Below are 20,876 nucleotides of genomic sequence, written 5' to 3'. Positions count from 1 at the left end.
TTGGCGGCCGGGGCGGTGCCGCCGCGCCCGTCACCACCAACGCGCATCCTGTCTCCCGGCCAAGGCCATCTCGCTCGCGCGACGAGGCCGGCCCGGGACCCGCAGGGCGAACTCCAGCACCATGTGGCTGAAGCGCTCCGCCTCTTCCAGGTGCGGGAAGTGCCCGCTGTCGGAGAACTCGGCCAGGACCGCACCGGGAATGGCCGACCGCAGCATCTCGGCCGGCTCCGGGCCGAATTCGAAGTCGTGCACCCCCGCTACGACCATCGTCGGTGCGGTGATCGAGGGCAGCGCGCAGCGGAGGTCGAAGTCGGTGGCCGGCCGCGGCCAGCACGGTAGCGCACCGAGGAGGTGGGCGAACTCCGTCTGCCGCCAGTAGTCGGCGAAGTAGGCGGGGAGGATCTGCCAGAGCCGTGCTGTGGTCTCGTGCACCCACCGACCGGCGGGACGGTCATACGCGGCGACCATCGCCTCGGCATCGATGCGGTCCCCGTGGGCCAGAGCGTACTGCCGTAGCTTCTCCCGCGCCGCCGCCCGGGTGTGTTGGTCGACCACCGGTGCGGTCGCGTACAGGATCAGGCCGGCCGTCCGGTCCGGGCGGCGCAATGCATGATTCTGCGCGACGAATCCACCGTGCCCGTGCCCCAGGACGAGCACCGGAGCGTCGGAGAAGTCGGCGATCACCGCGTCGAGATGATCGGCGTAGGTGTCGAGGTCGTACCTCGCCCCCGCCGCCAACCGGCTCGAACCGCCCGTGCCCACCGGCTCGAGATAGACCATCGTCAGGCGGCGCTCGAGCAGTGGCATGCGCAGATAGTCTCCGGAGAGCCCAGGGCCACCCGGATGTACGAAACAAAGCGGGCCTCGACCGCGAATGTGACATATCAGGGAAAGGTCGCCCACCCGGACCGTGTGCGTCGTTTCCGATCTCGTGCTCATTGCAGCTCCTCGGTGACCACGAATGACATCAGCAGCCCCCCGGCAACCCCCCAGTCGAGCATGTCGGACCGCAGTTGATTTCTACTGACCATTTCCGACGAGGTCACGAGTTCGGGCCCACGATGAAAGGGCAGCCAGGAACCTGGCTGCCCTTTCATCCACTTAACTGTCAATGCCCGGTCAGGCGGCGTTAGGCACCTTGTCCAAGCCCATCCGACGGGCGTATCGGGTGTACGCCCCCGGCCCGAGCCGGGAGAGCACGAACCAGGCTGGACCCGGGATCACCGCCTTGAGACCTGCGACGTACTCGGGCGTGCCGTCGCGCAGCACCATCCCGAAGGCCATGGGCAACAGCCTCTTCGGCATCGAGGCCAGCGCGGCCGCGCCCACCTCGGCCCACTCCTTGTCTGTCAGGTACTTGTCGATCAACGCCAGCAGGTGTGTCTCCTCGGTGACTAGGTGCTCCAGCATCGGCGGAATCATGGCGTCGAGGGCCGACGCCACTGCATCACGGTCAGCCGACGTCGCCCTCCAGCGCCACACGGTGGCCAGCCTCTCCACCTCGACCAGTGCCTCATGCAGGCCCTCGTGCTGACGTTCCATAGTCGCGACCAACGGCGCGATCTCGTTCGGGCCGCGTTGCAGCAGTTTCGGCCAGACCTTCTCGTCCTCCCCGGCGTGATGCAGGCTCAACAAACCAGTCAGCAGGAGCACGTGCTCGGCGACCCGGGAGGCGGTGGCGCTGTCGTTCGCGGCCACGGTCGGGACGAGTGCCGCAGCAGCGGGAAACTCACGCCGGAAGGCGCTGTGGACGAGGTACATGTCACGACTGTCTGCCATGGCTCTCTCTTCTCGATCCTTTGCATTTTTATGTGGCGGAGGCCACGCCGACCGTCGAGCGTCTCAATGAATTGAGACCTGTCCCGGCAACCGTATCGGCCCGCTCTTGACGAGAAGTGGACGCTCACAGCGACGGGTGAGACGACGCATCGCGAATGGGCGGGAGCTTGATCGCCCTGATGATCAGCGACCGGGCCTCGCCGCCTAACGAGCGGGTCCGCCACCGAGTCCGGCCGGACAGGTCGAGCCCCGACCCAGACACAGAGCTTCCGGTTTCGGCTTCAAGCCGCGCCGCCTCGGCCTCGGCCCGCTCCACCGCCCGTCCGGTGATGACCACCTCGCTGCCCCGCCGGGCCTACTCGGCGGCCAACTCGCGGCCAATGCCCTGGGTGGCAGGCGCCACGACAAGAACTCCGACATTCTTGACACATTCTTTCGGCGCGGAAAGTCCGCTCGGGTCACGAATCTCAGCCCCACAGTGGTTCACCGGGGAGCGAGGTTTTTCGCTCGCATGGAGACCAGTCTCGTTCACTCGGAATACAGTTCGTTTGAAGTTGGCGCTGCCATTCTGGGAACGGCCTTCGTTACCAGCCTTGGAGTTGATTCGTGCAGCAGGGGTTCCTCGTTGAGAGTCAGCACGAGAATGTGGATGTGGTGACAGCTGCCGGGCTACTACTACGCCTTCGCCGAGCCACTCTCACCGATCTTGAGGCGGCCAACCACCTGCACCGCTGGGAATGCTCCGCCGAGAGCCGCAGGGCCCGCTACCACGCGTCGCGAGACCGGATCCGCCACGCCGAGTGGCGACATCTGATCGACCCTGATCGCGGCTACACGTTCCTCATCGCCTGTCCGCAGCGGCCAGGGCTGATCGGTCTTGCCCACCTGTTGTGGCAGGACTGCGGACCGCCAGAGATCGCTCTGTTGATCGCTGACGCATGGCAGGGCCGTGGAATCGGCACCGCGGTGGCCCGGCACGTGGCCGGTCTCGCCGCCGCGCATGGCCACCCAGTCCAACAAGTCCTGATCATGTCGGGAAACGTTCGGGCCATCCGCCTGGCGAGTCGCTTTCGCGCCATCATCGATGACGCGGCCTGACACACCAGCGGCAGTTGTGGTGGGTAGAACCGCCGCGTTCCCTAGCAGGGAAGAATCCTTCCACTGCGTGACGCTAACGTCTTTGTCGGGTCCTGCCTTCATGCAACGGGCAGGAGCCGATCGTCATGGCCGGTATCCCGTCGGCCGTCCCAGATCCCCGGCGTGGCCCCCGCTTCCCTCCAGCGGTGGGGGCCACGCCGGTTTTTGATCTGATCGTCAAACCGACTCACGTCCCGGCCCGGTTGTTGACGACGGCAGGTCCCGTGCCCGGTGCGCACCGAGCCGAGCACGCCCACGCGGCGGACCGGTCACATGCGCCACGGCCACGGATCGCTACCCGACCTGTTCCTCCCCGCCGACCGATCATGGCAACCACCGTTGGACCTGCGGAGTTCTTAGCCTCGTGAGAGTTGATCCAAGCTTCGACGCATTCGTCGAGCAGAAGTCAGCAGCGCTCCTGCGCCTCGCGTACCTCCTGACCGGGGACCGTGGCCATGCCGAGGACCTGCTGCAGACAGCCCTGCTCCGTACGATGCGCCGCTGGTCGAAGGCCTGCCACGCACCCGAGGCATACGTCCGGCACGTCATGATCAATCTGTCACGTGACCGGATCAGAGCCTTGTTGAGGCGGCCCCGCGAGACCGCACTGCCGGAGGACACCAATGCCTTCCGCTCCGACGACCCCGGATTGGACGGGATCGGGGACCGGCGGATGGTCACCGATGCGATCAGGAAACTGCCGGTTCGGCAACGGCAGGTGATCGTGCTCCGCTATTTCGAGGATCTGTCCGTCGAGCAGACAGCCGAATTGCTCGACTGCTCGAGCGGAACGGTCAAGTCGTACACCTCCCGCGCATTGTCGCGGCTGCGCGAACTACTCGGCGACTTTCATGAAACCAACGGCAGGAGGGCTTTCCAATGACCGCTGTCGACGACGATCAGCTGGGTCGACTGCTGGGCGACCGGCTATATGAGGAGACGCACCAAATGACGGCACCCTCGGGGCTCATCGAGACCCTGCACCGTAGGAACAAGCGCCGCAGCCGGGCGCTGGGCATTGCCGGTGCCGTTCCGGTGATTGCCGCTATCGCACTGGGCGCCTCGCTGTTCTTGGCTCCACAAGGCACCGCCCCGGAAGCCCCCGACATGCTCACTGTCGGGTTCGTTGCCGAGCGGACCGGTGCCGCCCTGGCTGACGTGTCCGGCTATGTCCAGCACGAGAACTCCTCACACGAGGGACGCGACGGCAAGGCCGCCAGCATGACCGAACTCTGGAGCGACCCGACAACCAAGCGGGAGCGGCAGGACAACCAGATCTTCTTCGGCGACACGCGCTCGTACACGGTCGTGCTGGACGGCTCCAACGCGGTGGAACTCAACCATGACAAGAAGAAGTGGTGGACGTACGAGGTCACCCGGCTTGAGGCGCTCGACAGCAACACGGTCCAGTCGCTGCCACCGGCGCTCAACCCCGCCGACCTCAGGAGTGCGGTCGACAGCGGGAAGCTGACGCTCGTCGGCAAGGAGTCGATCGACGGCAACCCAGCCGTACACCTGCAATGGCTGGGTGGTCCGGACAGCGCGATGGACAAGGCGAAGGCCGCCGAGGAGTCCATGCAGATCTGGGTCGACGCCGAGTCTTACCTGCCGGTCCGCCTCATCCACAAAACCTTCAATGGCACCACCACCAGCAACTACGAGTGGCTGCCCCGCACCGCCGGAAACCTGGGAAAGCTGAAGGCTTCCCCGCCGGCCGGCTACACGAAGCTGTCCTGCGCGCCGAACCCGGCGAAGGACTGCGGCTTGAACGACTGAGTCGCGTTGGCGGGGGCCCCGGGGGGGGGGGGCGCGCCCGGGGCCCCCCCCCGCCCCCCCGGGGGGGCCCCCGGGGCGGGGGGGGGGGGGGGCCCCCACCCCCCCCCCCCCCCCACGCCCCCCCCCCCCCCCCCCCCCCCCCGGGGGGCCGCGGGGCCCCCCCCCCGGGGGGGGGGGGGGGCCCCGCCCGGGGGGGGGGGGGGGGGGGGCCCCGGGGGGGGGGGGCGCCCGCCCCCCCCCCCGCCTCGTACCGGCCGGCGGGCACCTGGGCGCGGGGGTAGTGCGCGGCCATCAGCTCCACCCCGCAGCATTGCCTCACCCAGGCCGGTCGCCGCGTCTGGGTCGATGACGATCTCTGGGGCGAGGAAGCTGCTCCATAGCGCCCCACCGTCGAAGGCCGTCAGCAGGCGAGGACGGCCTGTGACAGCCGTTGAAGCTGGTCGGCCTTGGTGGGCATGGCGGCGCGGAGACCGGCGATCGCATTCACCCACTGCTGCTTCTGCTCGACGGTGAGTTTGCCGCGGTTGGCGTCGACGAAATCCCCGGCACCGGTGAACTGCTCGGTTCTGATGAGCTTGACGACGTTGAGCATCGATCCGGAGATGTCGGTGGCGTCGACGGGGCCGACCAGTTTCGTCATCGATGCCAGCGCCGCTGTGGTGAGGCCGCCCTCGACTGGCGGGTCGAGCCGTCCGGCCGCGTCGAGTTGGCCCACCGCGTCGAGGAGCACGCGGGGCCGTTGGGCCGGTTCGGCGCCGGCGTAGTCGAAGACGATCTCGGCGTGGCCGGCCGCCCCGAATTCCAGCACCGGGTCGAAGACGCTCAGTGCGGGCTGGTCGGGTACCCGCTCGATCATCTTCCTGACCTGGGCCAGGCCCGCTTTCAGCCGCTGCGGTGACCAGTGTTCGCGGAGGCTGCCGAAGACGTCGCGGGCCGCGTTGAGGTCCGCCGCCCAGATCAGTTCGCCGAGCCTGTCGTCGACCCTGCTGACGGCTGCCGTCGGCCGGGCCAGTTCGGTGGCGGCGTGCAGGACACCGGCGGTGATCCGGTCCCAGATCTCGCCGGGCCTCGCGTCCTGCCCGTCCTGCCGCGGCGCGGTGAGCTTCCATCGGTAGCCGACCTGCAGGCCGACAAGCCCGGATCCGCCCGACCTTTGCAGGGTCGGGTGCAGCACCGCGGCGCCATATTTCCTCGCCACGGTCAACACAGCGTGTTCGACCTCGCCGTTCATGCTTCCTCTGGTGACGATGATGGGCAGGCGGTCGCGTTGGGCGAACTGTTCGAGCAGGTAGTTGAGCGTCGCGAGGTCGGACGCAAGCACGGGTCGGCCGGTGCTCTGGGCATCCAGCAGGATCACCGGATGATCGGCGTCGGCGGCCTCGGTCAGCTCGGTGATCAGCTGGGACGGCACGCCCCGGGTGTGCGAGGAGATCACGTGGACGTGTCGATGCGCGGTGACGGTCTCGGTCAACCTCATCGGCCAACTCGGCGGCCCGGACGGTTCGAGGGGCATGCGCAGGACGGGATACCGGTTTTCGGCGCGTACTGCGTGCTGAGCCACGTTCCAGGACCGCGACGCGATGCCCGGACGGTTGATCCTGATGTGCTCGGAGGCTTCCCGTAGGAGGTGTCCAAGGGCGTCCGGATCGTGCAGGGTGGCGTCGTCGCGTACGACGAGTTCGTAGTCCGGTGCTGACCAGTGCCGCAGCCGCAGCACCACCTCGGCGTGCCTGCCGAGGGTCGGGTCCACCCTCACGGTGAGTTCGGCGTTCTTCAGGTCGCCGACCGCGAGTTGCAGCTTGGTCGGGGAGACCACGGCGACCCAGGGTTGGGCCTGGGCGCCGGCGGCCGTTGACGACATCGCGGCGATGCCCGCCCAGAGGTGGTTGGTCCGCTCCCGTTCACGGTCCACGGCCACCCGGTACGGCGAATTCTTGTCCGATTCCGCACCCCGGACAGCTGCCATCGAATCGGCGGACTCGACGGCAACATCCGATGCGGCGCCGACCAATGGATCGACGCGTCCGTGCCGGGATCGCAGTGCCGCGGTGATCGCGGCCCAGCGCGTCTGGTCCCAGGACCAGTCCTGCTGCCCCGTGTCCTGCCACAGACCGAGTTTGTTCAGGTGCAGAGCGAGGGTGGTCCGGAGCAGGTCGCGGTCACCGTGGTCGCCGACGGCCCACCGCTTCAGGTTGTCGAGGTCGGTGAGGATTTCGTGCAGCGCGTCGACCTCGGTCCGGTCAGCCGAGGTCAGCCGCACGGGTCCCGCCGTACGGATGGGCTGCCGGGTGAGGTTTCGTGGCGGCTCACCACCACGGATCTGATCCTGAGTCCACACCAGGACACGCCGAACCCGCCGGCTTCCGCTGACCCAGACATCGGTGAACCCGTCACGCTGCCAATGGCCGAATCGTCTGACCACAGAGGCGTTGGCCGGCATGCGCGTGGGCTTGATCAGCATGTTCGCCGCGGCCGCCTCGCGCAGGTTGTCCCGGAGAACCCCGACGAACTGCTCGCTGGACCGCGGCTGACCACCCACCTCGGCGGCGGCACCCGCGAAACGGGCCGCCTGACGGTGCCGGGGTTCATGGGTGCGAAGGTACGTCTCACCGGCGCCGGTCAGGGTCAGGACACCGGCGACGGTGAGTATCAGCGGCAGTGCCACCGGGGCGGCGATCATCCCCGCGCCAGCCGCGATGCCGTAGCCCAGCGCCCCACCGGCGGTGGCCGGCACATGCTTGTAGAGCATCTGCGTGCGCTTCGAGATCTCGGTGGGCCGACGGTTGTCCCGGTTGATCCGTCGCTGATCCACTACGCGGGCGGTAGCCTGGCTGAACTGTGCCAGCCACGGGTGGCGCTGCGCGTCTGCGGCACGTGGCACCTGCCCGTCGGGGACCGGTTCGCCCTTCACGATGGCGTCCAGCAGGGCTCTGACAACTCCCAGGTGAAAGCGAGCGTCCCAGGCGGCGACCGCCATCGCGTCGCGGAACTCGTGGTTCTTCAACGCGCTCCACCCGGCGCCGTAGGCCAGGCCCCGTCCGGCACCCGAGATGACGCCAGCGTCGGCGAGGCCGGCCGCGCTGCCGGCGAGGTGACCGATCACCTGGGAGGGCACCTGCGCGGCGGAGTACTGGATGCCGGTGCGCAGCATGTTGTGCCAGATCTTCGGCATCCCGTTGGGCAATCCCCGATCGACGAGGTCGTAGCTCTCCCGACCCTGCTGCCGACCGAACATCCCGATCAAGCGCTTGAGCAGTCTGCGGCGGCGCCGTAGATCGGCGACCTTGTTGTCCACCTCCTTCTCGACCGCCCACGCCAGCCCGTTGACCTGCCCCATCAGCTCGGCTACGTCGGCCTTCAGGTGCTCCGGAACGGTCACCCCGGACTTCAAGGACTCCGTCCACCGCCCGTACAACTCCAACGTGTGGTGGAACGCTATCTCGACGTACTGATTGCGACGGTGGTCCGGGCTGCCCTTCAGGGCACGTTCGAAGGTGGCCTTGGCCCGGCCCTCCCAGAGGTCGAACACCCAGTCGGAGCCGGCGCCGGCGAGCAGGCTCTGCCCGCCCTGCAACGCGGTCGACAGGCCGGCCAGGTCCCACCGGTGCACCTTGTGCCCCTCGGTCAGGATCCGACCGCTCGTGTCCAGCACCGGTGGCACATCGAGACCGACCAGACCGGTCACCAGGCCCGAGGCCGCCGCCATCGCCAACGCGGACGGCGCGCGTTTGGTGACCTGAGCGGTAGGCAGCCCTAACGCGGTTCTCGTCCGCAGGCCCAACTCGCCCCATCGCTTGGGGGTCGCCAGCACGGTCTTGGGTGCGGCGTTGCCGCTCACATTCGCCGCCAACGCGTCCGAAACCGCCTGGACGATGTTCTGCGTACCGGTTCCGGCGACCGAAGCACCCATCAACGCCATCGCCCGCGGCGGATCGTTGCTCAGCCCGCCGGCGAACGTGGTGCCGATCGACGACGCGGAGACCATCCGCCGGGCGAGGTGGTCAGCGAAGGAAGCCTTGCCGGTCAGGTGGGCGGGCTGATCGACTCCCCACACCGCGGTGTCGGTGTGGCCGGGATCGTTGACCTGAAGCTGCTCGTCGATCGCTCGAAGCTCCGCACGCAGCACCTCGGTGGTGTGCGGCATCGACAGATGTTTCTTGAGCCACCGCTTCGGTCGGGTCGTGCCCCAGGTACTGCCGGCGAAGTAGATCCGTCGCACGATCGTGCGCTTGGTGTGCAGCGCCTCCGCGCTGTCCGCCATCAGGTTCTCGTTCAGTCGGGCGGCCCCTGTCGTGGCGATCTGGGCGAACAGGCCCGCGATGCCGATCACGAGCGACCTGTCGCTCGCGTCCGCCCGGATCTTGAGCCGGCCGTCGACAAGGACAGCGGCATCGGTCAGCGGTGGTGTCCACTCCTCGGCCTGAACAACATCGACCGGCATGGTGTGCCTCCCGGCATTCAGTACCGGCCGGGTGCCGCCCCCCGCCGCGAACTCGACGGTCAGCGTCCTCGCCGCCGCATCGATGTGCGCGGCGGGAAGGGCGCTGCCATGAGCGAGCGCGAGCCGCACCGCCGCCCCAGCCAGATCCAGCACATCGCGGTCACTTCCGGCCAGATCGGTGCGATGGTGCACCACCATTCGGCGTACGGCCGAAGGGTTCGCCCGCCTGTCGCGTGCGAACCGGCGCTCCATCTCCGCCAGCAGATGTTCACCGCGGCGCGCAGCGCCGTGCTGGTCTCGGAGCACATTGAGTGAACGCAGCGCGGCCACCACCGCCAACTCCCTCTTCACCTTCGGACCGAGGGTCGGGTCGTCCGAGCCGAGCCGGTGCACCGCCTCGACGACGGCATCGACCTTCGTCCTGTCCGCCGACGTCAGCGCGCTCTGCCAGCGAGATCGGTTGGCCTTGGCGAAGCGTGGCCTCGGGTCGGACTGCCACGAAGCTGGCCTGACTTCGATGGGTGGGGAGAGCGGCTGGCCGCTGGCCGCTTCGGCTGTGTCGTAGTCCAGATGCTGTTCGACGAGGTGATTGGTCGGCAGGACACGCAGATAGTGCGCCCGGTGCGGAGACTCGACCGACTGGCCGTGCTCGTCCAGCCAGACGGATGCCTTCGGAGGCTGGGTCAGATATCGCTGCGGGACGTCAGCCATAGCCATGTCCACAGGGAGACCGAGCCCGCCGGCTCGCGCCGTCGCGTCGAAGCTTTCCGTCAGATCGGGACCCGCTGGCCGGTGCACCGCAGCCGCGATCACCTCCGCCGGCTGGCGAAGGAGCGCCAACCGCATCAATCCGATGTCTCCCTGATCCGGATTGGCCCGGAATCGAACCTCCACGGTCCGCTGTTCACCCAGGCGGCGAACTGCTTTAGCGGCTTCGTCCGGCACCTGCCCGGAACCAATCCACAATCCGGATGAGATCTCCGCAACGGACAGGGGGAAGAAGTATCCCGGGTCCGGCAACACCCGCAGGGCTGATGGCTCCACGGCCGCGGACACCTTGGACAGCGCCGCCAGGTACGCCGCAACGGCTTTGGCTGCCGCGCCGACGGCGGAGAGATTGCTCTGCGCCACAGTGTTCTGAAAGGCCTGCCACCCGCGGGTTGCCTCGGTCTTCGCCGCCGAGGACGACAAGCGAGCGAGTGCAGAGGACACCCGGCCGTCCAGGCTGGCCGCGGCCTCGCGAAGCACCGCAACAGCACGACGGTCCGACAATCCAGCCTTGACAATGGAGACCAGAGCGAGTGCTTCGCTATCACCAGGGTTCGACTTGAGCGCAGCCTTCGCGAATTGCTTGGAAATCCCGATCTCGAAGTCCAGGCCGGTCTGTGCGCTCACCATGCGGGCGACGTGCGCCACCCAGGTCTCAGACTCCTTCGCAGTGAGTTTCGGCCGAACCTTCGGGCTCATCGTCCGGCCCGACATGTCGTTGAAGATCAGAATGTCGTCGTCCGGCTCGTAGTGAACTTGACCGCCGACGCGGTTGTCGCCGACCACGAAGCGGCCGTCGGGACCAAAGCTCGCACCGATGGTGGGGTGCCCGAGCCCATCGACCTGCGCCCGCAGATCCTGCGACCATTCGCGGTCGGGCATGATCTTCGAGGCGTTCTCACTGCCGAACCAGGGCAGTCCGTCCGATGTGACGGAGAACTGCCACGGCACCCTCGGGGAATCGGCAAAGTGGGCGGCAGTCAGCGCGGCCAGCGGAGTCCACACCGGGTTCATCTGGATCTGCAACTCACCTGCCCTGCTACCCGGGACCCGGTCGAGTCGGGCCGGCGCGAACTCGTGCCCCTTGATGGACTCAGGCACCACGGTCGGACCGAGGGCCCAGTCGAGGTTCACAGCACGGCGCAGCACGCCATATATCTCTGTCGGGGCCAGCTGAAAATTCTGCGAAAAGTCGAAGGCTGGATCAACCTGGAAGGCGTTCCACCAGGCGGTTACCGCCTGCACGCCCTCGTCGAGCGCGGCAAGCCCCGACAGCAGGTGAGCTTCCATGTCCTCGGCCAGACGATGCCGCAAGGCCCTGATGTGGTCGACCTGACCGTCGGCCTCCCGCCCCTCGTTCAGGCGACCTCGATAGTCTCGAACGGAAGCCAACCAGTTATGCATCGCGGCTCGCACCGCAACCACCGATGGCGGAAGGCCGCCCACCGCCGCACCCAAGGCATCGCGCCTGACCGGCCAGTCGATCGGCAACTCGAACCGTTGCGAGTTCGCCAGCCCGCCGCTGACCGGCCCCTCCGGCCGCACCTTCCCGCCGAGCCACAGCGTCCGCAGACCCAGCCCACCCGGCACGTTGGCGATGTCGTCGGTGACACCGATCAGCGTGGCGCCCTGGGCGCCCAGTTCGGCCAACAAGGCGGCCCGGCCCGATTCGCCCAGGTGCCCGTGCCCCGCCGCGCTGAGTGCGTCGATCAACCCGAAGGACTGCGGGTGCCGGTTGTGCAGCAGCCCACCCGGGTCCGGGCCGATCAGCTGGATCGGTGATCCAGGATATTGCTGTCCGAGCCGCTCGACGAGTTGATCCACCACGGCAGGGTGCAGCGCGGGGACGTCGCGGTCGGCGAAGGAGACGTCGGTAGCCGTGGACAGCACGAACATGGGCAGTGCCGGCTCCGCTCGCGGGTCGGCGACAGTTGATCGGATGGCAGCTTGTACGGCCTCCCGCGAGTAGGCGACAACGTGATTCGGTCCGAGCATTCGCGCTGGCGTCAGGGTCATCGTGGCCGCGTTCCGGGGGAGGGTCGTCGCTCTGAGGCCGTCCGGCGTGGCGGTCAACAGTGCGATGCCGTCCTCGGAACTGACAGCCAGGGAGACGGAGGGCGGATCGCCGTGTACCGGGGTCACCCGTACCTGGGCGACCTCGCCCGGAGCCAGGTTCGACAGGGCACGCCACAGCCCGGCGAGTCCATCCACGGGCCGTTGCTGTCCGGCAGGCGTCAGTCGCATGTCCCTGCCGGCAAAGCGGGCATCAACGATGGACAGCGGGCGCCCCACCTCCACCCGGTCTCCGGCCAGACGGACCTGGCCCGGCATCGGTACGCGGAGCGTGACCCGCCCCGGGTCGAGGTCGCCGGCGTGCCTCTCGAGCAGGTGACGTTCCGGCAGGACGAGTACGTAGTCGGCGGGCAGGCTGTCTGCCCCGATCGGCAGCACCCGGCCGTTGTCCACACCGCCGAGGACGGTGCCCGGCACCCGCACCGGCATACCGAGCCGGTCAGCGCGGGCGATGGCATCAGGGAGGGTGAGCTTTCTGGTGACCGATGCCCTCGGAGCGTCCACCATCCGCTCGACCACCGCCATCGGCTGAGCCAGCAGGGCCTTGGCGACCATCTCTGCGCCGGCCTTTTCCCCTGCCGCCCCGACCGTCTCCACGGCTGAGTGGATCAGGTGCAAGCCGGGCACCGGCGCGGCCAACAGCACCTCTGCTGGAACGGCACCTGGACTGAGGCTCAGATACACGCCCGACCTCACCCAGGTGGTGAAAAACTCCGGACACTCCATGCCTGCGGTGCCGATCACCGCCACCCCCCATCGCTGCTCGCGCCAGCGATAACGGGAATTCGTGTTACGAAGAGTTGGCCCAGACGTTGACGCGGGTTGTCATTGCACCGAACTCCCGATGCCGAGGTAATGGGCTCCGCTGGTGAGATGAGTGGCTGGTGTCGTCAGCTGAGACCCTGAGCCCACCCGCAAAGCGATGACCCGCCGCCGACGATGGGACGCAGGATCGGATGCAGCGGCTGCTCAACCGGTCGGCGTGGGACCCGGACGCGGTCCGCGACGACCTGTTCGCCTACGTGTCCGAGCACCTCGCTGACGGCGACGGGGTGCTGATCGTCGACGAGACCGGATTCCTGAAGAAGGGCATCAGGTCCGCCAGGGTGCAGCGTCAGTACTGCGGCACGGCCGGGCGGACGGAGAACTGCCAGCTCGGGGTGTTTCTGGCCCATGCCAGCCCGGTCGGGCGCACGCTCTCGACCGGGAGTTGTATCCGCCCCGCGGCCGGTGCGCGCGTCAGTGCCCTACGCCGTCGTTCGTGGCGGTCGGAGCGTTGGGGGTGTGGTTGCGGCGTACGCGGGGTCGCGCTGGATGAAGGATGAAGGTATCCAAGATGGCAGAGGGGCCAGTTCGCCCATGGCTGCATAGTGAGCCGGCGAAACCGAATACGGTTTCGCCGGCTCAGCACGAAGCTACGCGTCGCAAACGGCAGAGGTCTTGTCGCTGAAGTTAACGTTCGGGTAGGTCCAGCCATTGTTGCCAGGGAAGTAGTTTCCGTGCGTGACCGCTACATTCTTCAGGCTGTTGACCTTCTTGTTCGGTGCCACATAAAAAATTTCTGCTTTGGCTGCAAAGCGGTAAGGAGACGGGTTTTGGAACAGGAAGATGTTGTATCCCGTCTTGTTGTAGACAGAGGATGTGGCGTCGGAGACGCGATGGCCGTTGCTGAACGTGTTGTCATTGAGGTCCAGGTCGCAGTAACGTCCATTTGACGCCTTGTCCTGCACAATGAAGATTCCGCCCGCGCCGTCCTGGTTCTCGTTTTCCCAGAGGCAAACACGGTTGGCAGGGCAGTCGCCGGCTGAAGCTTGGGCGCTCGTTGCGATCACCGTCATACCCGACAGCGACACTGCAAATGCCGCAACGGTGACGGCGACTCGCTTCGCGGTTCGCACGATCCGATACCTCCTGTGATGTTCGGCCAGTTGCGCCGCAAATATACGCTTAGTGCTCTTAACTCCTAGTTGATATCGACTGAACTGTTTGCCCTCTGACCCGATCACGGGCCTTGATAAACTGAGAAGATGCAGGTGGGGCGGCTGATCCTGGTGCGCGTTATGCCCAGCTTCTCTGGGTGTATCGGGGGCAGAATTTCCAGGTTGGGATACTGCTGATTTGTATGGCTACCCAACTAGGCTGAGTGCCGTGCTGGCCATAAGTGCGATCGAGCGCCCCCGTGGCGGTCAGCCCTACCTCGCGAAATCTAAAAGGTCAGCGATGATCACGGACTCGTGCCGGATCTTCGGCGCGCCGAGTCGGCGACCTGACGTTCGCATCTAGCCCTGTTCGCCTGCGATTGCAACGGGGTTTGGTCGTCGAAGCTTGTTAGGTGATGTCAGTGCTCCCCGAGGCGACGTCGACCACCTCGCGATGCACCGTACGGTTGGGAAGTCCGGTGGTCAGGTGTTGTGGGCAGTCGTTTTGCAGAGCCTTCTCCGGCCACTGCTTCCCCGACGGGTGAGGACCGAGGTATGCGGTCACGGAGCCAGGTAGTCAGCCCGGGCGTCGAAGGGATTCCGGGCACCCCAACACCTCCTCCGCTACACAGGTCATCATTCCGAGACGACCCGAACGGATGCGGGAGGTCCCCCGCCCGAGAACCCTCACCGTGATCAAGGCCTCGTTACAACGCTCTAGCCGGGGTGTTGCTGCAACGATGCAGGACGTGGGAACTGCGGAAACGATGACGCCTGCCATCTCGCCACTTGCGGGCGAACCGATCAAGCGTGCCGACGCCGAGCGGCTCGCCGCAGTGCTGAAGGCATTCGCCGACCCGGCCAGGCTACGACTGCTCAGCCTGATCCAGTCGTCTCCCGAGGGCGAGGCCTCCGTCAGCGACCTCACCGCGCCGCTCGGGCTCTCCCAGCCGACCGTGAGTCATCACCTGCGGATCCTCACCGAGGCCGGCCTGCTCGAGCGCGACAAGCGCGGCGTCTGGGCGTATTACCGGCTGATGCCGTCCGCGATCGCCGCGATCGCTGAGCTGCTGACGCCGCCCCGCAAACGGGCGACGAAGAAGACCCGCTGAAAGTCACCGTCGGAGACGCTTGCCACGCCGGCTGACCGGCCTCCACCCGACGCACCGTCATCGACCCACGGCAGGGCACTCGCCGCACGTGCACATCGAGAGCTCAAACCCCGCGGCTGTCACCGGCTACCACAGCCTCGACCGGAACGGCCTCCCTACCGTAGGCGCCGCGCGCTGCGTCACGAGACGCGGCGGACCTCCTCCGGCCCGAACCGCGAAACGAAGAGCTGGCCGAGATTCTGCCAGTCCTGGACCGAAGCCCGTTCGTCAGAGTGAAGCTCAAGACACTCGTCAACGTCGACAGCGAGGGCGACGAGGGCCGTGAACGCCTGGGAGGACGCTGAAGGCCCACGCCCACAACGCGATCCGGGCGTCGACCGTTATGCGCCTGCCGGGCGTCTCGGCCGCCACCGGCGACGTGACCTGGTGAGCAACCGGCTGGCGCGGGGGACGTCGGCTGGGACGCGAACGAACAACGGCGGAACGATGTGCAACCGGTAGTTCCATGGGCTCCGGGACGAGGCTGCTCCACCGACCCACGTCGACCTGTGCGCCCGCGCCATCCCGCAGGCACAGCTGCATCGGTTGCCCAGCCCGATCATCAACTGGACAACGACCTGAGCGAGGTCGCGGCGGTGCTGAAGGTCGACGACCTCGGGCCGCGTGGCGTCAGGTCCGCTCGTTCCCCTCGTAGAGATCGAGATAATACTGATTGATCTCGTCGGCCCGACCCCGTAGTCCTTCGGGGTCGAGGACGTCGTGCCCGATTCCGGACTCGCGTGGCAACTCGTGCGCTGTGAAGGTGGCGTCGTTCAAATCAGCGATGGCTCTCGGGATGTCAGTCGCCGCCCGAAGATCAATGATGTCGTCGTTTGCCGAGGTGACGATCGCCAACTCGCGCAGGTGCGGGCTTTTCGGATCGGTCGTGAAGTTGCCGACGATACGCAGGTACTGCGACATCGCCGCGGACGACAAACCTTCGCCGTCGACCCGGTCGGGGCCAAAACCGAATCCGAAGAGGACGGTGAATGGCTTGACGGCGAGGTCAGGCACCCGGGCGGGGTTGGGTTTGTAGAGGGGTGACAGGAGAAGAGCACGATGCACGACGTCGGGACGGTGGCCGACCAGCCAGGTGGCCAACACGCCTCCACCGGAGATGCCCACGACGCCGACCGTGTCGCCCAGGCCGGCCGCCACGTTCAACGCGTCGTTCGCCGAGCTGACCAACTCGTCAGCCTTGAGCTTCGCGTGGGCCGACCGGTCGGCGACACCGTGTCGTGGCGCGCGGGGCACCCACACGTTGTAGCCCCGGTCGAAGAACAGCTTCGCTAGGCCGCGGTACTGCTGGGGGCAGTCAGTGTCGCCGTGGAGCAGGAGAACGGCCTTCGCGCTCACACGCTGGTGGGAGAGGAATTGACTCCGGCACTCCGGAAGCACCTCGGTGTCGGCCGCCTCCGCGGTGACGGCCTGCGCGGCCCGCGCGCTCGCCGACTCGAAGCTCAGGGTCTCCGGCGTTGCGCGCTGAAGCGCGTCGCTGCGCAGGGGCCACACGTACACCGTGCCGGCGCCCACCGCGACGAGGGCGACGAGGGCCGTCAGCACGAGGGCCAGCCGGGTGAGGCGGCCGCGACCTGTACGGGCGAGACCGTTCCGGGGATCGTCGGGCAGGGTCTGGCCTACGCTCAGGGCGCCCAGCAGAACCCGGTTGTCCACCGCGTCCCTCCTTCCGAGTGCGTCGCGTCCCGGTGAATGCGGCCGCCATTCTGCCCACCTCCACTGGGCAAACTGTGAAGAAAGTGCGTACCGCCGATCTCATGAGGTCCGGCCGGGGTGCCTGAGCGGGCCTGACCGATGCCGAACTGATCCACGCCGCAGTCGGTCCAGTCGCTGTCAAGAGATCCTTCAGTGAGCGTGACTAAAGTCATCCGAGGCTTTGGATCGTGTCAGGGCTCTGGGGTGCGGTGACAGGGGGTTCCCGCGAACCAGAAACGCGACGCGGGGGGAAATTCATGCAGGAATCCGGGGGCGAGGGTCGTCTGACTCGCCAAGGCGCGGCTGGTGCGTCGGCGCTAGGGACGAGTGCATGACCCCAGCTGATCACCGTCCGTTCAAGAGCAGCACACGGGGGGTGAGCCCAGCGGTCGGTCACGCCTGCGACGGCGAAGCAGGCCCGCTCCGCCTGCAGATCATGGGCCCGTTACGGGTATGGCGGGGCGCCACCGAACTCGACGCCGGCCCACGGCAGCAACGCTGCCTGCTCGCGCTCCTGCTGGCTCGCGTGGGCCACCCGATCAGCACGACTGATCTGATCGCGCTGATCTGGGGGCCGGAGTCACCGGCCAGCGCGGTCAACGTGATCCACAAGTACATCGGTGTGTTGCGTCGTCTTCTCGAGCCCAACCTGCCGCCGAGAGCCTCCGGGTCGTACCTGTTGCGCAGCGGCAACGGGTACCGCTTCACCGCGGGCCCGGAGATGCTCGACCTGGTCGCGTTTCGCTGGCACGTCGCCTCCGCGAAGGCGAGCGTGGGCAAGGATCGTCTTGACGAGGCGCTGGACCACTACACCGAGGCATTGCAGCTCTGCCGTGGCTTCGCGGGAGACTCCCTGGCGGACAGCAATCGGGCCGCGGCGACCTTCGCGGGCATCATGGGCGAGTTTTTCGACGCGGTAGTCGACGCAGCCAGGGTCGCCGTCCAGGTGCGCCAGCCGTCGCGGGTTCTGGTACCACTGCGGCTCGCGGCCGAGATGGACGCGCTACACGAACTCGTTCACGCGAGCCTGGTGACGACACTCGCCGCAGCCGGCCAGCAGGCAGAGGCGTTGGCGGTGTATCGGAGGATTCGGGAGCGCCTCGTCGGGGACCTGGGCATAGACCCGGGACGCGCTCTCCAGGACGCTCACCGCCAGGTGTTGACCCAGACCGCCCTGCCACAGGCCGAGCCGGTGGACTCCGTCGAACCCGCTGCCTGGTCCGACGGCGTGCCCGTCGTGCCACTGGTCCGCCCGGCGCAGCTGCCTCCGGACCTCTCGCAGTTCGTCGGACGCTCGACCGAACTCGCACTCCTGGGCGACCTGGTGGCCGGCATGCGCGACGACGGGAGAACCACCCGGTTGGTGGTGGCGATCGACGGCATGGGCGGCGTGGGTAAGTCGACCCTGGCCGCTCACTTTGCACGTCTCGTCGCCGACGAGTTCACCGACGGTCAGCTCTACCTCGACCTCCAGGGCGAGCAGGACGACGACGAGGCTGTCCGCGCCGGCGACGCCCTGCACTCCGTCCTGTACGCGCTCGGTGTTCCCGCGTCACGGGTACCCGACACGTTCGACGCGCGCGTCGGAACCTACCGCAGTTTGACGGCGGGGAAACGCATTCTGCTGCTGGTGGACAACGTGCAGGATCCCGCGCAGGTTCGTCCGCTGCTGCCGAACTCCGCCGAGAGCCTGGTGCTGCTCACCAGCCGCCGTCCGCTGCTCGGACTCGCCGCCCTCGACGGTGCCTATCTGCTGCGCCTCGACGTACCGGACCTCGAGTCGGCTCGGGAACTGCTGGTGCACCGGCTTACTCGCTGGACGAAACGCAGGATCGGTCAGGCGGACGCCGTCGTCGTGGACGAGATCATCGAGCTGTGCGGACGGTTGCCGCTGGCGCTGGCGATCCTGGCCGCTCGCCTCACCGCGCGTCCCACACTGTCACTGGAATCCGTTCTCGCCGACCTCCGCAACGGCGCGCACCGCCTGGAGGCGTTCCCGCACGGCGCGGGCGCGCACGATCCACGTACGGCCTTCTCCTGGTCATACCGACAGCTCAGTCCCGGCGCGGCGCGACTCTTCCGACTGCTGGCCGTCGCACTGAGCCCTGGAATCACGGCCCAGGCATGCGTCAGCCTTTCAGGCCAGGATTCGGCCACGACGCACGCCGAACTCGAGGAGCTGACCGAGGCGGCGTTGGTGACCGAGCACGACGACGGACGCTTCACGTCGCACGTGCTGGTCAAGGCGTACGCGCAGGAGTGCCTGCACGATGTCGAGCCGCCGGAGGAACGCCGGGACGCTGTCAGCCGCCTGCTCCAGTACTACCTGCACAGCAGTTTCAACGCCCAGGTGCTGCTGGCGCCACACCGAGTTCCCATCGAGCCGTCGCCGGCGCTGCCCGGTGTCGTGCCCGAACAGCTGGCGACGTACGAGGAGGCCATCGCCTGGTTCGCCGCCCAGCGCGAGGTACTCAAGGAGGCTGTCCGGCTCGCGGAGACCCTCGGGTACGGCATCGTGCCGTGGCAACTCGCCATCACGATGCAGCAGTACCTGCAGTGGGCCGGGTACTTCCAGGACTGGGAGGACGTCATGCGCTCGGCCCTGCACGCCGCCCAGGAGAGCGGCGACGAGGTCGGCGAAGCGCACACCCTGCGCAGCCTGGCCGGCGCCCGGTGGTCGTTCGGGGCCAACCAGGACGCGCTCGACCTGCTGGCGGCAGCCCTGCGGATCTTCGAGCAGAGAGCCATGCCTCTGGAGCAGGCCATGGCACACGCCAACCTGCAGTGGGTGTACGAGGCGCTGGACCGGCACGAGCAGGCGCTCGTACACGGCGAGAGGGCAGTGGCCCGCTACCGCGAGATCGGCTATCGCCGTCCCGTGACCCTGAGCCTCTTGTCGATGGGTAGGTCTCTTGCCCGTCTCGGGCGGCTCGAAGAGTCGGGCCACATGCTCGAGCGGGCGCTCGAACTCCACGAGCAGCTCCGGAGCGAACTCAAGGCCGGCTTGGACGCAACGCTGACCGCGGTGGAGGGTGAGACGCGCATGGCCATCGCCTCCAACCTCGAGCAGACGGGCCGCGTCCGGGAGGCGGTGGAGCAGCTCGAACTGTCGGCCAACACCTCACGACTTGTGCGTCACCGGGCGAACGAGTTCGAGGCCCTGCACCAGCTCGCCGAACTGTTGATGTCCGTCGGTGACATCGCGGAGGCAGTTGAGGCGTTCACGCGAGCCGGACTCGTGCTCGACAGCTTCCCGGACGGCGGGCCGGAACGACTGCGGGATCGGTTTGCCCAGCTGGCACAGAAGATGCCGGCCGAACAGGAGGGGAACGGCGATGGGCAGCACCGCTGATCGGATGACGGCAGCTTATCTTGACGCCTTCGAGTCACTCGTGGATGTGACTCCGAAGGGCTGGTACGCCGAGGGAGGCACCGCCCGCGCGGCGGTGACCCGCAGTGATGTGCCGCTGTTGAATGTGGCCTACGACATGACGCCGGAACCCGATCTCGGTTCGCTCGACGAGATGGCGACCGAGGTCGGCAGTCAGGGCGTGCGATGGTCAATCATGGTCCGGCGTGCTGCGGGTGACGACATCGTCGATCTCGCGGCCCGGCACGGGCTGGTCGAGCGCAGCGATGTGCCGTTGCTGGCCTGTGCCGCGGGCGACCTCGTGTTCCGGTCGAGCGCGGCGCAGCGCCAACTGGTGCGCCAGGTCGGCGCGGTGAAGAGCGACATCTACACGGAGGTCCTCGCCCAGGGCTTCGAAGCTCCCGAGAGTATCTTCGGTCCACTCATGGGCGGAGGCGTCCTCGATGCGGCCTCCATGGCCGGCTACCTGGCCGAGGAGTCCGGACGGCCGGTCGGTACCGGCTTCGGCATCCGGACGCCCGACGCCATCGGCGTCTACAACATCGCCGTCGTACCGTCCTCGCGGGGTCGGGGCCTGGGCCGGGCGATCACCGAGGCTGTGCTGCACGACGGCGTCGCCGCCGGCGCCGAGTGGGCCTACCTGCTGCCCAGCGTGATGGGCCGGCCGCTCTACGAGTCGATGGGCTTTCGTCTGGTGACCAGCTGGACCATGTTCACGGCACGGTGACCGTCGATTCCGGCCGGTGACG

Annotated in this window: 11 protein-coding genes and 1 pseudogene; 7 read left to right on the top strand and 5 right to left on the bottom strand. The window is 67.6% G+C overall.

What is annotated here, in order from left to right; all coding sequences use genetic code 11:
* Positions 1-30: 30 nt before the first annotated feature.
* Together ACFYL6_RS20505 and ACFYL6_RS20500 are read right to left on the bottom strand one after the other, a co-directional pair.
* A complete protein-coding gene (locus tag ACFYL6_RS20505) occupies positions 31-939 on the bottom strand; it encodes an alpha/beta fold hydrolase (protein ID WP_387173244.1) in 909 nt (302 codons plus the stop codon).
* 180 nt (positions 940-1,119) lie between these two features.
* Positions 1,120-1,779: a hemerythrin domain-containing protein gene (locus tag ACFYL6_RS20500; protein ID WP_387173242.1), complete on the bottom strand. Its 660-nt coding sequence runs from the start codon at positions 1,777-1,779 to the stop codon at positions 1,120-1,122.
* A gap of 606 nt (positions 1,780-2,385) precedes the next feature.
* On the opposite strand from ACFYL6_RS20500, the gene ACFYL6_RS20495 reads away from it, so the two are divergent.
* From ACFYL6_RS20495 to ACFYL6_RS20485, 3 genes are all read left to right on the top strand, one after another.
* The gene (locus ACFYL6_RS20495; RefSeq protein ID WP_387173241.1) at positions 2,386-2,877 is read left to right on the top strand and encodes a GNAT family N-acetyltransferase; all 492 of its coding nucleotides are present in this window, start codon (positions 2,386-2,388) and stop codon (positions 2,875-2,877) included.
* Between the two features lie 403 nt (positions 2,878-3,280).
* Entirely contained in the window at positions 3,281-3,799 is a 519-nt protein-coding gene (locus tag ACFYL6_RS20490) for a SigE family RNA polymerase sigma factor (protein ID WP_387173239.1), read from the top strand.
* Positions 3,796-4,692: a hypothetical protein gene (locus tag ACFYL6_RS20485; protein ID WP_387173237.1), complete on the top strand. Its 897-nt coding sequence runs from the start codon at positions 3,796-3,798 to the stop codon at positions 4,690-4,692. The genes ACFYL6_RS20490 and ACFYL6_RS20485 overlap by 4 nt, the downstream gene beginning before the upstream one ends.
* A gap of 400 nt (positions 4,693-5,092) precedes the next feature.
* Here ACFYL6_RS20485 and ACFYL6_RS20480 read toward each other — a convergent pair whose 3' ends face one another.
* Positions 5,093-12,724: a hypothetical protein gene (locus ACFYL6_RS20480; RefSeq protein ID WP_387173235.1), complete on the bottom strand. Its 7,632-nt coding sequence runs from the start codon at positions 12,722-12,724 to the stop codon at positions 5,093-5,095.
* A gap of 182 nt (positions 12,725-12,906) precedes the next feature.
* Between ACFYL6_RS20480 and ACFYL6_RS20475 the strand changes: the two are divergent.
* Positions 12,907-13,199: pseudogene (locus tag ACFYL6_RS20475) on the top strand (transposase); the annotation flags it as partial.
* Positions 13,200-13,389: 190 nt separating this feature from the next.
* On the opposite strand, the gene ACFYL6_RS20470 reads toward ACFYL6_RS20475, so the two are convergent.
* Positions 13,390-13,872: a peptidase inhibitor family I36 protein gene (locus ACFYL6_RS20470; RefSeq protein ID WP_387173233.1), complete on the bottom strand. Its 483-nt coding sequence runs from the start codon at positions 13,870-13,872 to the stop codon at positions 13,390-13,392.
* 761 nt (positions 13,873-14,633) lie between these two features.
* Here ACFYL6_RS20470 and ACFYL6_RS20465 point away from each other — a divergent pair.
* Entirely contained in the window at positions 14,634-15,005 is a 372-nt protein-coding gene (locus ACFYL6_RS20465; protein WP_387173231.1) for an ArsR/SmtB family transcription factor, read from the top strand.
* Between the two features lie 669 nt (positions 15,006-15,674).
* On the opposite strand, the gene ACFYL6_RS20460 is transcribed toward ACFYL6_RS20465, so the two are convergent.
* Positions 15,675-16,718 carry an alpha/beta fold hydrolase gene (locus ACFYL6_RS20460; RefSeq protein ID WP_387173229.1) on the bottom strand — a complete coding sequence of 348 codons (1,044 nt, stop codon included), beginning with the start codon at positions 16,716-16,718 and terminating at the stop codon, positions 15,675-15,677.
* A 415-nt stretch (positions 16,719-17,133) separates the two neighbouring features.
* Between ACFYL6_RS20460 and ACFYL6_RS20455 the strand changes: the two genes are divergently transcribed.
* Together ACFYL6_RS20455 and ACFYL6_RS20450 are read left to right on the top strand one after the other, a co-directional pair.
* The gene (locus ACFYL6_RS20455; protein ID WP_387173227.1) at positions 17,134-20,109 is read left to right on the top strand and encodes a BTAD domain-containing putative transcriptional regulator; all 2,976 of its coding nucleotides are present in this window, start codon (positions 17,134-17,136) and stop codon (positions 20,107-20,109) included.
* A complete protein-coding gene (locus ACFYL6_RS20450) occupies positions 20,093-20,854 on the top strand; it encodes a GNAT family N-acetyltransferase (protein ID WP_387173225.1) in 762 nt (253 codons plus the stop codon). The genes ACFYL6_RS20455 and ACFYL6_RS20450 overlap by 17 nt, the downstream gene beginning before the upstream one ends.
* The last annotated feature ends 22 nt before the right edge of the window (positions 20,855-20,876 follow it).

Source organism: Micromonospora sp. NPDC007208 (assembly GCF_042869175.1).
GTDB classification, from domain to species: domain Bacteria; phylum Actinomycetota; class Actinomycetes; order Mycobacteriales; family Micromonosporaceae; genus Micromonospora; species Micromonospora foliorum.
This window is presented reverse-complemented; position numbering and strand designations above follow the sequence as displayed.